Genomic DNA, 14,879 nt, shown 5'->3' on the forward strand with positions numbered 1-14,879 from the left:
CATCCCTGGTGTTGCCCGGCGGCTGTTCGTTATGGGGTCGAGTGTGCTGCTCATTACGACAGGATGCGCCTACCATGGTCTTAACTCGTTGCCACTTCCCGGGGCGGTGGGACGAGGAGCGGGGGCTCAAATTTTCCACGTCGAGATCGCCAACGTTGGCACGATGGAGTCAAATTCGCCCGTCATGATCAACGACGTCGTGGTCGGCAGCGTTGGCAAAATGACGGTGCGGGGTTGGCACGCCGATGTCGAAGTCGCAGTGCGGCCTGACGTCGTGGTCCCCGCGAACGCGGTGGCCAGGGTCGCACAGACCAGCCTGCTGGGTTCGATGCATCTGGAGCTCAACCCGCCGCCGGGTCAGCCGCCGACCGGAAGGCTCAAGCCCGGTGCCACCATTCCGCTGAACAAGTCGTCGACCTACCCGTCGACCGAGCAGACCCTGTCGTCATTGTCGGTGGTCGTCAACGCTGGGGGACTCGGGCAAATCGGCGATATTATCCACAATGTCGACGCCGTCTTGTCGGGGCATGAGCGTGAGACCCGGGATCTCCTGACCCGGCTTGACACGTTCGTTGGCACGTTTGATGATCAGCGGGACAACATCATCGCGACCATCAAAGAATTAGACCGCGTTGCAACGACATTCGCGGCGCAGCGGGACGTCATCACCGAAGCCTTACGCAAGATTCCACCCGCGTTGGACGTCCTCCTGAGGGAACGGCCACGGATAATTACCGCATTGGACAAACTGCGCGTGTTCAGCGACACCGCGACGGGTCTTATCAACGATACCCAGGCCGACCTGGTGAAGAACCTGCAAAACTTGGCGCCGACAATTTGCTCGCTCGCCGAGGTTGGCCCCGACCTCGACGCCGCTTTGGCCTACACAACCGTGTTCCCGTATGGCCAAAACCTCATCGATCGAGGCTTCAAGGGCGATTATTTCAACGTCTTCGTCGTCATTGACGTGACCCGCGCCCGGCTCAAGTCACAAACGTTCATGGGAACCCACTGGCAGCAGGAGGACCTCGAGTGGGTACCGGCGCCGGGCGACCCGGGCTATGACGCGTACTACGCGAAGAACGGAAACGGTGACGGCTCCAGCGGACTTCCGCGCACACCGCCCCCTCCGGACCGCTGTAGACCGGAGACTGTCGTGCCGGTGGCGTCCTCCGGAGGTCGCTGATGCTCACACGATTCGTCCGAATCCAGCTGACCATCTTTACGATCACGTCGATCATCGGTGTGCTCGTGATGATCTTCTCCTACCTGCAGGTACCCACCCTGCTGGGCATTGGCCGGGTCACCGTCACGCTTGAGCTACCCGACACAGGGGGACTCTACCGCTTTTCCAACGTCACCTACCGCGGCGTACAGATCGGCAAGGTCACCGCAGTGCAGCTGACCCGTTACGGAGCAAAAGCAACGCTTTCCCTTGCTGACTCGCCGAAGATTCCGGCGGACTTGCAAGCCGAGGTGCACAGCATCTCCGCGGTGGGCGAACAATACGTCGATCTTCGCCCGCGCACTGATTCGCCTCCCTATCTGCGCGACGGTTCGGTGATACCGATGCGAGAGACCACGATTCCACAACAAGTTGGCCCGATGCTGGACCAGGTCAGCGCGTTGATCAACAGCGTCCCCGAGGAAAAGCTGAGCGCGTTAATCGACAGCTCGTTTGCGAGTTTCAGCGGATCCGGATATGACCTGGGGTCGATTTTCGACTCGTCAGCCAGGGTCGCCGCCGACGCTAACAGCGTATCCGACCGCACCCGAGCATTGTTCGACGACACAAAGCCACTGCTGGATTCACAAGCTCAAACCGCCGACTCGATCAGACTGTGGGCGCGCAGCCTCGCCGGCGTGACCGAGCAAGTAGCCACCGACGACACCCAGGTGCGGAGGCTCCTACAGACCGGACCGGGAGCAGCCGACGAAGCGGCGCGACTGCTTGACCAAGTCAAGCCGACCCTTCCGGTGTTGCTGGCCAACCTCACCACCATCGGCCAAATCGGTGTGACCTACCATCCCTCGCTCGAGCAACTTCTGGTGTTGTTGCCGCCGGTTATCGCCGACCTCCAGGTAGCTTCGCCGAGCAACAACTACATCGGCCTGCCGTCAGGCGGTTTCCACTTCGCGATTGCCGACCCGCCAGCGTGCACGGTCGGCTTCCTGCCGCCCAGCCAATGGCGGTCACCGGCCGATACGACTACGGTGGACACCCCGGACGGACTGTACTGCAAACTGCCTCAGGATTCACCGATCGCCGTCCGCGGTGCCCGCAACTACCCCTGCATGGGTCACCCCGGTAAGCGTGCGCCGACCGTCGAAATATGCAACAGCGACAAGCCGTTCGAGCCGTTGGCCATGCGACAGCATGTTTTGGGGCCTTACCCACTGGATCCGAATCTGCTCTCGCAGGGCGTTCCGCCCGATGACCGGATCACCTTCAACGACCGGATTTTCGCGCCGACCCAGGGAACGCCGCTAACCCCACCGCAGAATATACCCTCACCACCGAAATTGCCTCCGCCCCCGTCGATGGAACCCCTGGGACCCGGCCACCCGGCGGGCGCACCTCCGCTGGGAGCGCCCGGTAATCCCGCCGTCCCCCGGTCGCCAGCGGTGCCAGAGAACCACGCGCCGCCATTACTACCATCCGGTAACGAGGCCAGTCTGCCACCGCTGGAGTCGCTGGCGCCGATGGATAGTCCTGACGCCATGACGCCGGTGCCGGTAGCTCCCCGGACGTCCACTAGCGTCCCGCCGCCGAGCGCGGCGCCGTCTGCGGCCCCAAGCTCGTTCGAACCCAGCGGTTCTGGGGATGCCCCCTCGGTGGCCGTCACCGAGTACAATCCCCGCACCGGATCGTATCTCGGATCCGACGGCCATATCTATCGGCAGTCAGATCTGGTTACGCCGGCGGATCACAAAACCAAAACGTGGAAAGACCTGATCTTGCCGCGCCATGCCTGAAGTCAACCCTTTCGAGGTATTAAGCCCAGCAAGGAGATTCCGATGACCGTCGGCGACCGGCCCGTGTCGGCGCCCGGAGCCGGTGACCGTGATGACGCGCCGAAAAGCGCTTCGTTTGTGTTGGCGGAGGCGGCGGAGGCAGAGGCACTGGCCGCTGAGGCGGAAGCACGTGCCGCGGCGGCCCGCGCCCGCGCGGAAAGGCTGCGCCGGCAAGCTGAAGCGGCGTCATCCGACCGACCGGACGGCAGAGACACGGCAACCCCGCATGCAGATGACACGGGCCCCGACGCGCCCGCGGCAGACACCGGCCCACCCCGGCACCGGCGGCTACGTCACCCGGGAATCAAAGTCACCGCTGTCTGTGCTGGGTTGGTGCTGATCTGTGCCTCGCTTGCGGCAAGTGGCTATATGGTCTGGCGCGATCACGCTGCATCGCAGCAAAAACACCGCATTGCCGAGTACGCCGCGGCGGCCCGCCGCGATGTCGCGGCTTTGATGTCGTTGGACTTCAACAAAACCAAGGAGGACCTTCAGCGCATCGAAGATAATTCCACCGGACGGTTCAAGAGCACTTTCCCGGCGTTTGCAGATCAGCTGAGCAAGCGCCTGCAGCAGTCGAAGATGGTCACCACGGTCACCGTGAACGATGTTGCTGTGGAGTCGATGACCGACGACTCGGCGATCGTCTTGGTCGCCGCGACCACACAGGCCACGGGACCCGATGGCCAGCTGCAACCACAACCCTGGCATATCGCCTTGGGCCTTCGTAGAGACGGCGGGCAGCCCAAAATGTCGAGCATAGAGTTCGTCCAATGACCATCCGGCAACGACGACGAGTCGACGACGCCAACGACGTGGCTGTCGACGAGGACCACGATGCTGCCAAGCCGGCGTCGGGCGAGCACTCGGCGCCGGGGCGCGTGATAAGCCGCATAAGGCCCGCAATAGAGTTCAGTCGGCGCTGGGTGCTCAGGTCACTCGCGCACTGGCACGCCATCGTACTGACGACGGCGGTCGTGGCGACAGTGGGACTTGCCGTCGCCCTGTTCTTTTTCCAGTACCGCCCCAATCAGCAGACGGACGGGGCGGCGGCACAGCACGTAATCAAGGCTGCATCTGATGGCACGGTGGCGGTTCTGTCATCCTCGCCGGAGACCATTGACAACGATTTGAAGGTCGCAAATTCACACCTGACCGGAAACTTCTTGCGGTACTTTAACGATTTCGGTCGGCAGTTCTTGGCGCCAGCTGTCCGGCAACACAGAGTGAAGGCGTCCGCGAGCGTGCTGCGCGCCGCAGTGGTGGACTTGCATCCGGACTCGGCCGTCGTTCTGCTGTTTATCCACCAGACCACCACCAGCAGTGACAAACCGGAGCCGGTATTAACCACGAACAGTGTGCGAGTGACACTGAAAAAAGTCAACGGAGACTGGCTGATCTCGAAATTCGAGCCGGAGTAAGGCGCGGCGCGTGATATGAGGAAAAACCGATGCGGGTAGTTGGCACGATAGGATGCGCGACACTGGCGGCAGCAGCGATGGTCCCGGGATTCGGGTCGCTATCCGCTGCGTCGCCGGATTCGATCGCCCTCAACGGAATGTATCGGGCAACCTCTGACGGTCAGTGGGCGAAAACAAACTACGCATACCACAACGAAGCGACCGTCACGAGCGTGTGGACTATCAGCTCCGCGTGCACCGACCCCATGGACTGCTCGGGTCGGGTCACCAGCGACCAAGGATGGAGCGCACCTCTTCGCCTGGTTGGGGGCAATATGTGGTTCGTCACCCACGATGTCGAAAACTGGGAGCAGTGCGGGGATGGCATGCCGCCCGCCCCCGGGCACCAGACATTCAAGTTCTCCGCGGACGAGAACCTATCCGGCTGGGACTACACGGTCGGTCCCAGCGGTGCCTGCGGCGCCAATAAATGGCTCGTTGTCGAGATGCCATTCAAATTGGTCAAGATCGGGTAAGCATTACCGATCCGCCACGGCCAGTCACCTGTCGCCCGCGACGATCTCGGGACTTTGGAACCACAGCGCCGGCGCTCTGGTCTGCCCGCGTGAACCAAGCGTCTGCCGCGGCCCCCGGGTCAAACACAATCCCGAAGGACCGCCGATGAGCGCCTCAGCGAGTGCACCCTTGACCTTGGCTAGCCGATCGGCTAGTTTGCCCGTGGCCGGTAGGCACGCAATTGCGCGGCGTGGCGATGGGAGTCATCGATGCCTGAAAGCGCTCCCGGTGGGGATCCACGACAATGAGACGGACCGATGGTGAGCTGATCCTGTTTTGGACGTTGCCCGCGGTGGCGATCATCTGGATCTCCGCGTTTTTCTTGTTCCCGGGTTTCGTCCATCCCATGCCGCCGACGATGTCGGCAGAGCGAGTCGCTGCCTTCTATCGTGATCCCGCGAACCTCCCACGCATTCGCTACAGCATGATCGTGTTCAACTGGTTTTGCGTGGGTCTGATCCCGATCCTGATGCTGCTGGTGATGCAGATGCGCCGGATGGCGCATCGCACGCCGATATTGTCCTATTGCATGCTGGCCTGTGCCGCCGGTGGTCCCGCGATCTTCCTTATTGCCAACCTGTTTTGGTTGCTGGCCGCGTTCCGGCCGGAACGGCCTCCCGAATTGACCCAACTGTTCAACGATCTGGCATGGGTCACCTTTACCATCCAGGTTCCTTACCTGATCATGCAAAGTGTGCTGCTGGCGCTGGCGATTTACTGGGACCAGCAGCCCCGACCGGTGTTCAAGCCGTGGGTCGCGCATTTCAATCTCCTCGTCGCAGCGGCATTGGCCCCGGCGGCCTTCACCGGTCTTGCGCTGAGCGGGCCCATGTCCTGGAACGGCTTGCTGCCGTTCTGGGTCAAAAACATCGCCATCGCCGTCTGGATCGTCGTGATGGCAGTCGTTCTCGGCCAAGCGATCCGGCGCCAGCGTGTCGAGGATGAGGTTTGCCCATGAGCACGGCGGTGACCGCACTGGAGCGGCCCTGCCGACCGTTGTTTCGCCGGTTCGTCTGGCACTGTCGCTACAACCCGAAGCGCGAGCTGTGGTTCGCGTGGTGGACGACAATCGTCTTCTACAACGTCTTCGCGGTGGCCTTCTTTGTGCTGAGCCGCACGCAGCCGCCGCCGAGCCCCGGCTGGGACCCCCCACGGGTCGTGCAGTGGTTCAACCACAACCACTACGGCATACTCGTCGGGTTCGGAATGATGTTCCTACTCACCGGCATGACAGCGCCGACCAACGCGCTGATCGCCTATTCGATGCGGCGTATGTCGATCAGCCCAGCCTTCGCGTATTCCTACCTTGTCCTGTACTCGTTAAGCGCGATTCCGGGCATGCTGTTGATGTGTATCGTCCTGACCGTGGGCGCGATGCGGCCCGACCGCGATCCCCAACTTGTTTTCTGGCTCTATGACTTCGCATTCTTATCGTTCATCGGAACCATGGGTGTTTTTCTAATCGGCTCTTTGATATGGATGCTCGCGATCCTCATCGACCGCAATCGGGTGCTCCCAAAGTGGTTCGGTTATCTCAACCTCTGTAACGCGCTCACCGAGGTCGTCGTTTCACCGGCGTGGATTTTCAAAAGGGGCGTCTTAGCCTGGAACGGCGTGATTGCATGGTGGATTGACATGGTCGTGTTCGGCTTCTACACCGGTGTGTTCATCCTGCTGCTCAGGCAGATGATTGGGCGTGAGGATTTCGGTACCGGGCCGCTTCCTGATCTGGCACCGACCGAGCATAGCGCCGCTGCTCACATGGCAGAGAAGGCACAGTGACCGAGCCTGTGGAGGATACTGGTTCGCGGCCGTACGACACAGGTGGGCAAACCGCCGCAAAAGGTTCTGTCCGGTTCGTTCCCGGACAGCCCGACATGTGGGCGTTTGTTCTCTTCGAAGCGCTAGTTTTCACTAGCTATTTCATCGTCTATATGATCTGTCGTACCCAAAATCCCGAGCTTTACTTACGATCTCAGGCACAACTCAATCTGCGCGCCGGCGTCTTCGAAACGCTCGTTTTGTTGATGAGTTCTTGGTCAATGGCACGATGCGTTCAGGCCTCCCGTGCCGGGATGTTTCACTCGGCTTTTAGAAACGCTTTGGCCACCATCTTTTTCGGTGCGGTCTTCCTCGTTTCGAAGGTGTCCGAATGGGCCGCATACGTCCGTCGTGGATTCGGGTTCTCCACCAACGAGTTTTTCGTGCACTATTTCTTTCTCACCGGGATCCACCTCCTGCACCTGTTGATCGGCTTCGTCGCTCTGGGTGTTGTCGTGTATCAGCTGCGCAGTTCTGCGCGGAGATCGCAGGAGCTTGTCGAAACGGGTGCCACCTACTGGCACACCGTCGACTTCTTGTGGGTCGTGATCTTCGCATTGCTCTATATCGTGAGGTGACCAGTGGATACCGGGTTCAGAAAAAGGCTGCTCGTGGTCTGGCTTGCTCTTTCGGCGATCACGTTGGCCTATCTGTGGGTGGGTTCAGTGGATCCCGCTCGGGCGGCGCGGCCCAGTGCTGTGGTCACGACCAGTGCGATCCTGATGGCAGTGATTAAGGTACGCATCATCTTCCGGGAGTTCATGGAAGTACGGCACGCCCCGGCCGTGCTCTGCCGGCTCACCGATGCCTGGGTGGTGCTTATGGCCGTGTCCCTGCTGGCGAGCTACTTCACGGGCATGGCGATCTGGCGATGAAGCGTCAAGCGGTATGCCTGCTGAGCGGCAATGACCAGGTGACAGGCGAAACTCGCACGCCGCGAACCACGCAACCGCCCCGGCAACTCCGCGAGGCGTCGATGTAATCGTCGTCGGCGACACCGACATGGCAGAGGGTGTCGATCCACTGCGCCTTCGCTTTCCTACGCCGAAGCTGAATGGTTTGTGCCTTCGCGGTCCTTCCGGCCGAGCGCCTACTTCTAGTCAGCCATCATTGCTGGCTTGGGCGCTGACACCTGCGAGGAATGCGCTAATGTCGCGCGCTACAACGTCGGTGAACGACCGCTCTCCGTATTCACCTGCGGCCCAGTGCCGGGCACCCTCACTGACCAAAGACTGGGCTACATTGGCCAGATGGTGCACGTCGACATGGGCGGGGATTTTGCCGTCGGCCTGGGCTTTTTCGAATAGTTCGGCGAAGATCAGCGCAGTGCCCTCAAGCTGCCGTCCAGCGGCGAGTATCCGGTGCTCCTGGCGATAGCCCTCCAGAATCGTCTCGATGATCAGTTCCCGCGGGTTACGCCGCATTGAGCGTTCCAGGCTGGCGAGGGCGGCCGCGATGACCTGGGGCACCTCGTAGGGTTTTTGCAGCAGTTGGTGGGCCGTGCGGTGGGCGGCCTGGGTGGACAGCACACCAATCTCGAAGAGCACGTCTTCTTTGCGCGGGAAGTAGAAGTAGAACAGCGCTTTGGACACTCCGGCCGCTCGGCAGATATCGGCAACCGTCGTGTGTGCGTAGCCGTTCGCGCGCCACAGTGCGACGGCGGCCTGCAGCAGTGCGCGCTTGGTCTGGCGCGAACGTGCTTGCCGAAGGGAAGCACGCCGCTGACTTGGGTCAGCAACGCCATCTGGTCTAACAGCCAACACAGATCCAGTATATGGTGATCAGTAAAAGTTGACCTAAGTCGAATATCTGCCTACCGTTCCTGTCATGGAGGATGACCGAGCGCACATCGCCACGGTGCTGATCCGCTACGCCACCGGCATCGACCGGCGCGACTGGCCGCTGTTCCGTAGCTGCTGGACTGCCGAGATCGACGCCGACTACGACACCATCGGCCACTTCTCGACCGCCGACGAGATCACCGGCGCCATGAAGAAGATCCACACGAACATGGGACCGACATATCACCGGATGTCGAATTTCGTGATCGCCGCCGACGGGGATCAGGCAACGGTGCGGTCCTATGTGCATGCGGTTCTGATGGTGACGGCCGACGATCCCAACAACTGGGTCGACGCGATCGGGCACTACGACGACGTTTTGGTCCGCACCGCCGAGGGTTGGCGCATCCGCAGCCGGATCTCACGCACCGCCCGGATACTGACCGCAGGCCAGGTGCCCATGCCAATCGCAGGGCAGTCATGACTGACGAATTCGCCGTCAAATACGGTCAGTGGGCGCTGATCGCGGGCGCCTCGGAAGGCATCGGCGCGAGCCTCGCCGACCGATTAGCGGTGCGCGGACTGGACCTGGTGCTCATCGCCCGCAACGGGCCGCGGCTTAATCGGGTCGCCGCGGGTGTGCGCGAACGCCATGGGGTGCAGGTGCGACCTGTGGTGCTCGACCTCACCGACCCGGACGTCGGCGTCCGGGTGGCCGACGCCACCGGCGGGCTCGAGGTGGGGCTGGTGATCTACAACGCCGGCGCGGCCAACCGCACCAATGAATTCCTCGAGGACGATTTGGAGTTCTCGTTGCGGCAGATCAAGCTGGCGTGTATCGGCCCGGTCACGTTGGCACGGCAGTTCGCGCCGGCGATGCGCGATCGGGGCCGAGGCGGCATGGTGCTGGTCGGTTCGCTGGCCTGTCTCTCGGGCGCGGCGCGCCTTGCCGTGTATTCGGCGGTCAAAGCCTTCAATGTGAACTTCGCCGAGGGTCTGTGGGCCGAATTGCGTCCGCACGGTGTCGACGTGTGCTGCATGCCGCTCGGCACGACCTATACCGAGGCACTGCAGCGGATGGGCGTCGTCTACGACCCAACTCGCGACATGATGCCCGAGGACGTCGCATGCGAGATCATCGACAATATCGGCAACGGCCCCACTTACGTTGTCGGGGAGACGAACCGATCCATGGCATCGCAGGTGTGGACCGTTGACCGTCGTGTATTGGTGGAGATGACGAGCGCGGCGACGGCGGACTTCGCCGGCGAGCGGGCGACGGGACGGTAGGTATGCGCGCGGTCGTGTTGCGCGGCGGTCGGTTACAGGTCCGTGAGACTACGGATCCGGTACCAGGTCCCGGCGAGCTGTTGGTACGTCCGCTGGTCGCCGCCCTGTGTGCCTCTGACGTGCATTACCTGGACTATCCGAACTCTTCGGAGCGGTTCGTCTGGGACGAGGACCGTGACGTGGTGATGGGCCACGAGTTTATCGGCGAGGTGGTGGGCCATGGGCCCGCCTGCTCGGCTGATTTCCCGCTGGGTTCTCGCGTGACCAGCATGCCTCTGCTGATCCGCGCCGAAAAGCTCCATGTGATCGGCCATGACCCCGACGCTCCCGGTGCCTTCGGCGACGCGATGCTCGTCTCGGAGGTGCTGGCGCGTACCGTCCCCGACAGCGTGCCGGACGACGCCGTCGCGCTTGTTGACGCGTTCGCGGTGAGGGAGTTCTACGTGCGCTGCTCCGCCATCGCCCCGGGAGAGCTCCCGCTGGTGATCGGTGCCGGGGCGATCGGCCTGTCGACGGTTGCTGCTCTGGACACGCGCGGAATCGGCCCCATCATCGTGTCGGACTACAACACCTCGCGTTTGGACTGCGCGCGGAAGTTCGGTGCCGATGTCGTGGTCAACCCGGCAGAGCGATCGCCCTACCAGGTGTGGCGTGAAGTGGCCCGTGACACGGGGATCACCAAGCCCCAGGTGATCTTCGAGTGCGTGGGCGCACATGGGCTGCTGCAGCGCATCGTGGATTCGTGCGAGTTCGGGGCCCGCGTCTACGCGGCGGGCGGCTGGTATGGCAACGACGCGGTGTCCGTCACCGCCGCCACACACAAGGGCGCCACCATCCAGTTCGGCGGAGGCCCGCATCCGGTTGACTGGTACGGCACGCTGGAAGCGGTCATCCAGGGGCGTCTCGACCCGCGGCCGGCCATCGGGACGTTGATCGGTCTCGATCAGGTCCCCGAGGCGCTCGACCTGGTCCGCAAGGCGCAGGGAGCGCCGCGCATCGTCGTCCGCCACAGCCGATGAGAGATATAGTCCTGCCGGGCCCGATCCGTCAGATCGGCTACGTCGTGCGCGATTTCGACCGGGCGGTGGCAAGTTGGCTGGCGCTGGGGGTGGGGCCCTGGTATGTGATTCGCGGGCAGCACCAGCGGGTGCTGTACCGCGGCCGGCCATCCGAGGTGACGCTGTCGGTCGGGTTTGCCAACTCCGGCGAGCTGCAGATTGAGGTAATCCACCAAGAGGACGACACGCCCAGCATCTTCACCGAGTTCCTTTCGTCCGGCCGTGAGGGTTTTCATCAGTTTGCTTGGTGGGCAGATAATTTCGACGAAGCAGTGCGGAACGCGACCGCCGTCGGCTGGCCGGTGGTCTTCTCCGGCGGCGCGGACGAGGGCACCCGCTTCGCCTATCTCGAGTCTGCGGGCGGGCCGGCCGCGGTGTTCGAAGTCATGGAGCGAACGGACGCCACCGTAGCTATGGCCCAACTGGTGCGTGATGCCGCGGACGGGTGGGACGGAAGTGACCCGGTCCGGGTGCTCCGGGGCGGATAGGGGCTAAACCGAAGACGGTTCGGACCAGGCGGTTTAACGTTGAAAAACACCTGCCGTAGCGGCCGGCCCGCGGCAGACGCGGGCGACACTAGCTCGGCGTTACCATTGCCTCGTGCGTAAAGACGTGGTAGCGATGTCGCGGCGAACAGGAACACCACCCGCAGTGGACGCCGGTATCCCACACTGCGCTCTGCTCTCCATTAATTGAACTCGCACCGTAGAACGATGGATACAAGAAAGACGATCGAGACGTACCTACGCGCGTGGATGACCCAGGATCCCGACCTCATTGTCACCATCTTTACCGACGACGCCACCTACCATGAGCGCGTGTTACAAGAGCCTATCCGCACCCGGGCCGGTATCCGCAACTACTGGCAAACCAAAGTCGTACAGGAACAGGCCAACATCGAAGCGCACCTGATCAATCTTTACTCGGCTGACGACGGCACCACTGTGATCGCTGAGTGGGAAGCCATATTCGACGACCTCGTCCAAGGCCAGCGCAAACGGATGCGGGAAGTAGCCATCCTCGAGTTCGAAGGCGAACAGATCGCAAGCCTGCGCGAATACTGGGCATCTGAGCCGTGGTCACCTGATCGCCCGGCCGTGAGCTCCGCTGTCGAGCGATCGGCAGGAGGTTGAGCCGGCGGTGAGGTTCAGCGGCTTCACGGTCTTACGTAATAATCACAGCAGCTGCATCCTCAGCTCAGAGAGGGATGATCAACCCTGATCGCTGTACTCGTAGTGGCCGTGACCGGCATGATCGTGCTGGCAGTGGCTATCGTGACCGGCAGCACTGTCATCGCTTTGGTCGTCATTGGCTTAGCGATGCTCGGTCTTTTGCTACTGGCCCGCGATTGGTGGAAACATCGCGGGTCCGGCGAAGCGCTCAGCCCGACGTCTTTTCGGCGGGACGGTCACCAGCCAGAAGGGGAAGTCGCGCACGAAGACCGCGCCTTGAACCCGGACATGTTCGAGCCAGACGTTTTGTACGACGAAATTCTGGGGAACATCAGTGACGAGGAAGGTTTCGACGTCGAAAGCGAAGGCGGCGCTGAAACTTAACTGTCAAAGGATCGCCCCGTCGTGGCGGTGTAGCCGGCACGGAATCCGAAAACCATTGCAGGACCGATCGTTCCGCCAGCACCGCCGTAGGCTCGACCGGTTACTCCGGCCATTGCGTTGCCCGCGGCAAACAGTCCTGGTATCGGTGCCCCACTGACATGCTGCACGCGTCCATCACGGTCAGTGCGCGGTCCTCCCTTAGTGCCCATCGCACCGATCGACACCGGCACTGCGTAATACGGCGGTGTGTCGATCGGCCCAAGCGTCTTACCGGCGAGTGTCAACGCGCTGTTGTCGCCCCAATAGCCGTCGTAGGCGCTCGCACCGCGCCCGAAGTCAGGATCCACCCCGGCAGCGACGTTGCGGTTCCACCGCCGCACGGTATCGGCAAGCCCTTCGGCGTCGATGCCGGTCTTAGCCGCGAGCTCCGCCAGGTCGGCTGACGCGCAGAACCAATCGGGGATGGGTTCTCCCGGTGCAACCCCGAGGAATCCATAGCGTTTCACGTGCAGAGAGTCGAAAACGATCCACGCCGGATCGTTGACATACCCGTCTCGGGGATCAAGATAGTGGAAAGCGCCGGCCATCGAGTTGTAGTCGCACGCCTCGTTGACGAACCGGCGGCCGACCCGGTTGACGATGATACTGCGCGGACGTGTCCGCTCAAGGCGCACACTTCGACTCCGTTGTTGACCCTCGATCGTATCGCCAGGAATTTGCACAATCGGCACCCACCACGCTTCACCCATGTTACAAAGGTCAGCACCGTGAGTCATCGCCATGCGCAGACCATCTCCGGTGTTGTTCGGCGGAGATACCGCGCCGTGCATCGGGCCACGGAGAAAGGCATTGACCAACTTGGAATCCCACTCGAATCCGCCGGTACCTAAAATAACACCGCGGCGAGCGTGTACCGCCAGGCGCCGGTCGGGATACTCGATCAGCGCCCCGGTGATGCCCGGGCCGTCGCCGACCAGTTTGATAGCCCTTGCGTTCGTCTCGGGCGTCACGTCTAAGTCCAGCAACCCCTTGAGCAGTCCCGCCACCAGCGCCGTGCCCGCGACGCAAAAGTCTGCCGACCGGTCATCGACATCTGCATGAAGCCGCGCGCGCGTCTCGGCGTCGAATCCGACGTTGGACCAGTCGGCGGGAAACGACGTGATGCGATCGCGCCACTCACTGAGCTGGCTGAGATCGACTGGTGCGGCACTGAACGAACGACCTCCGGCCGGCTTCCCTCCCGGCAGCTCGGGTTTGTAATCCGGGAATCCGGTGGCGATTTCGAAGCGCAGCCCGCTGTGGTCCTCGACGAAGTCGAGCATCGGCTCACCGGTACGCACGAAGGTTTCGACCAGAACCTCGTCCATCGAACCAAAAGACTGGGAGCGCAGGTATGTCAACGCGTCCGCCACCGTCAATTCCCCGTCGGGTGAGCGATGATGCGCGGGAATCCACACGATGCCGCCCGACACCGCGGTGGTCCCCCCGACGGTGGGTGCCTTCTCGAAAACCCGCACCCTTGCGCCGTTGACCGCCGCGGTCAATGCAGCCGTCAGGCCTGCGGCGCCGCTGCCCAATACGACGACGTCGGCTTCCTGATCCCAAGACGGCATGGGGGTGCATCCTTTCAGTTGAGGATCGCCGCCAACTGCGCGGCGGCCTTGATGACCGCGTCCTTGCCGCGCATCACCACGTCTTCGCGATGTGAGATGAGGTTGATACATGTCGGCGGTGACGGCGGCCGGCGGTATACCGGCACAGCGAGACCGTAGGTATTCGGCTCGATCTCCCCGTAGGTGATCACCCAGCCTTGTGTACGCGCGGTTGTGACGAGGTCCCGTTCCCCGGGACGGGGGGGCATGCTCGCCAGCAGTGCGATTCCGGCGGCCCCCCGATTCAGTGGATAGCGGCTGCCCTCGTGGAAGGCGAGTTGATAGGCCACCTGGGTCGGCACGATCACCGCGATCGCTACTTGCTCATTGCCCTCAGCGACCAGCAGCGACACCGTGGTGCCGAGATCGTCGGCCAGAGCGCGCAGTGTCGGCAGGCTCAATTGGCGCAGATTGCGGTCAAACGACGCGCCCAGCACGGCGAGGCCGGCCGCCGGCCGGTAACGGCCGTCCTCGCCCTTGGCCACCAATCGGAAGTGGGCGAGCGTCACCAGCAGGCGATGAGCGATCGTCCGGTGCACACCAACCTGGTCGGCAACCTGTTGTGCGGTCAGCCCCGCGGGGGCGGCAGCCACCAGTTGGAGCGCATGGAGCCCTCGGGCCAGTGTCTGAGAACCGTTCATGAGCTCTGCGCGCCCCTTGACAGCCGATATGACGAGAGTGATGCTCTACTATATAAAGCACATAATTGTGCGATATTAGCACACAGACC

General features: G+C 62.5%; 18 protein-coding genes. 15 read left to right on the top strand and 3 right to left on the bottom strand.

The genetic code is table 11. From position 1 onward, the window contains the following. Positions 1 to 31 precede the first annotated feature (31 nt). From G6N08_RS09180 to G6N08_RS09220, 9 genes are all read left to right on the top strand, one after another. Positions 32 to 1,186: an MCE family protein gene (locus tag G6N08_RS09180; protein ID WP_246216719.1), complete on the top strand. Its 1,155-nt coding sequence runs from the start codon at positions 32 to 34 to the stop codon at positions 1,184 to 1,186. After that, positions 1,186 to 2,976: an MCE family protein gene (locus G6N08_RS09185; protein WP_163756251.1), complete on the top strand. Its 1,791-nt coding sequence runs from the start codon at positions 1,186 to 1,188 to the stop codon at positions 2,974 to 2,976. The genes G6N08_RS09180 and G6N08_RS09185 overlap by 1 nt, the downstream gene beginning before the upstream one ends. A gap of 42 nt (positions 2,977 to 3,018) precedes the next feature. Then, on the top strand, positions 3,019 to 3,792 hold the full coding sequence (locus G6N08_RS09190) for an Rv1363c family protein (protein ID WP_163756252.1): 774 nt from the start codon (positions 3,019 to 3,021) through the stop codon (positions 3,790 to 3,792). After that, positions 3,789 to 4,436, top strand: a complete 648-nt coding sequence (locus G6N08_RS09195; protein ID WP_246216651.1) for an Rv1363c family protein — start codon at positions 3,789 to 3,791, stop codon at positions 4,434 to 4,436. Before G6N08_RS09190 ends, G6N08_RS09195 begins: the two co-directional genes overlap by 4 nt. A 29-nt stretch (positions 4,437 to 4,465) precedes the next feature. Then, complete coding sequence (locus tag G6N08_RS09200; RefSeq protein WP_163756253.1) at positions 4,466 to 4,951, top strand: Rv2253/PknI dimerization domain-containing protein; 486 nt, start codon at positions 4,466 to 4,468, stop codon at positions 4,949 to 4,951. Positions 4,952 to 5,235: 284 nt separating this feature from the next. Then, the gene (locus tag G6N08_RS09205; RefSeq protein ID WP_163756254.1) at positions 5,236 to 5,949 is read left to right on the top strand and encodes a hypothetical protein; all 714 of its coding nucleotides are present in this window, start codon (positions 5,236 to 5,238) and stop codon (positions 5,947 to 5,949) included. Next, on the top strand, positions 5,946 to 6,773 hold the full coding sequence (locus G6N08_RS09210; protein WP_163756255.1) for a hypothetical protein: 828 nt from the start codon (positions 5,946 to 5,948) through the stop codon (positions 6,771 to 6,773). The genes G6N08_RS09205 and G6N08_RS09210 overlap by 4 nt, the downstream gene beginning before the upstream one ends. A 95-nt stretch (positions 6,774 to 6,868) precedes the next feature. Then, positions 6,869 to 7,390: a cytochrome c oxidase subunit 3 gene (locus G6N08_RS09215; RefSeq protein WP_163756870.1), complete on the top strand. Its 522-nt coding sequence runs from the start codon at positions 6,869 to 6,871 to the stop codon at positions 7,388 to 7,390. A 3-nt stretch (positions 7,391 to 7,393) separates the two neighbouring features. Continuing rightward, entirely contained in the window at positions 7,394 to 7,687 is a 294-nt protein-coding gene (locus G6N08_RS09220; protein WP_163756256.1) for a cytochrome C oxidase subunit IV family protein, read from the top strand. A gap of 225 nt (positions 7,688 to 7,912) precedes the next feature. Here G6N08_RS09220 and G6N08_RS09225 read toward each other — a convergent pair whose 3' ends face one another. After that, entirely contained in the window at positions 7,913 to 8,575 is a 663-nt protein-coding gene (locus G6N08_RS09225; RefSeq protein ID WP_163756257.1) for a TetR family transcriptional regulator, read from the bottom strand. A gap of 64 nt (positions 8,576 to 8,639) precedes the next feature. Here G6N08_RS09225 and G6N08_RS09230 point away from each other — a divergent pair, with 64 nt between their 5' ends. From G6N08_RS09230 to G6N08_RS09255, 6 genes are all read left to right on the top strand, one after another. Further along, positions 8,640 to 9,077, top strand: a complete 438-nt coding sequence (locus G6N08_RS09230; protein WP_163756258.1) for a nuclear transport factor 2 family protein — start codon at positions 8,640 to 8,642, stop codon at positions 9,075 to 9,077. Then, positions 9,074 to 9,883, top strand: coding sequence for an SDR family NAD(P)-dependent oxidoreductase (locus G6N08_RS09235; RefSeq protein ID WP_163756259.1), 810 nt, complete (start codon positions 9,074 to 9,076; stop codon positions 9,881 to 9,883). The genes G6N08_RS09230 and G6N08_RS09235 overlap by 4 nt, the downstream gene beginning before the upstream one ends. Before the next feature lie 2 nt (positions 9,884 to 9,885). Continuing rightward, positions 9,886 to 10,902, top strand: a complete 1,017-nt coding sequence (locus G6N08_RS09240; RefSeq protein ID WP_163756260.1) for a zinc-binding dehydrogenase — start codon at positions 9,886 to 9,888, stop codon at positions 10,900 to 10,902. Further along, positions 10,899 to 11,429: a VOC family protein gene (locus G6N08_RS09245; RefSeq protein WP_163756261.1), complete on the top strand. Its 531-nt coding sequence runs from the start codon at positions 10,899 to 10,901 to the stop codon at positions 11,427 to 11,429. The genes G6N08_RS09240 and G6N08_RS09245 overlap by 4 nt, the downstream gene beginning before the upstream one ends. A 225-nt stretch (positions 11,430 to 11,654) precedes the next feature. Beyond that, positions 11,655 to 12,074, top strand: a complete 420-nt coding sequence (locus G6N08_RS09250; protein ID WP_163756262.1) for a nuclear transport factor 2 family protein — start codon at positions 11,655 to 11,657, stop codon at positions 12,072 to 12,074. Between the two features lie 108 nt (positions 12,075 to 12,182). Continuing rightward, a complete protein-coding gene (locus G6N08_RS09255) occupies positions 12,183 to 12,497 on the top strand; it encodes a hypothetical protein (RefSeq protein WP_163756263.1) in 315 nt (104 codons plus the stop codon). On the opposite strand, the gene G6N08_RS09260 is transcribed toward G6N08_RS09255, so the two are convergent. Both G6N08_RS09260 and G6N08_RS09265 read right to left on the bottom strand, forming a co-directional pair. Further along, on the bottom strand, positions 12,494 to 14,110 hold the full coding sequence (locus G6N08_RS09260) for an FAD-dependent oxidoreductase (RefSeq protein ID WP_163756264.1): 1,617 nt from the start codon (positions 14,108 to 14,110) through the stop codon (positions 12,494 to 12,496). The genes G6N08_RS09255 and G6N08_RS09260 overlap by 4 nt on opposite strands. A 14-nt stretch (positions 14,111 to 14,124) precedes the next feature. Continuing rightward, complete coding sequence (locus tag G6N08_RS09265; protein WP_163756265.1) at positions 14,125 to 14,790, bottom strand: IclR family transcriptional regulator; 666 nt, start codon at positions 14,788 to 14,790, stop codon at positions 14,125 to 14,127. Positions 14,791 to 14,879: the final 89 nt, after the last annotated feature.

The sequence above is a fragment of the Mycobacterium botniense genome (genome assembly GCF_010723305.1).
Classification (GTDB): domain Bacteria; phylum Actinomycetota; class Actinomycetes; order Mycobacteriales; family Mycobacteriaceae; genus Mycobacterium; species Mycobacterium botniense.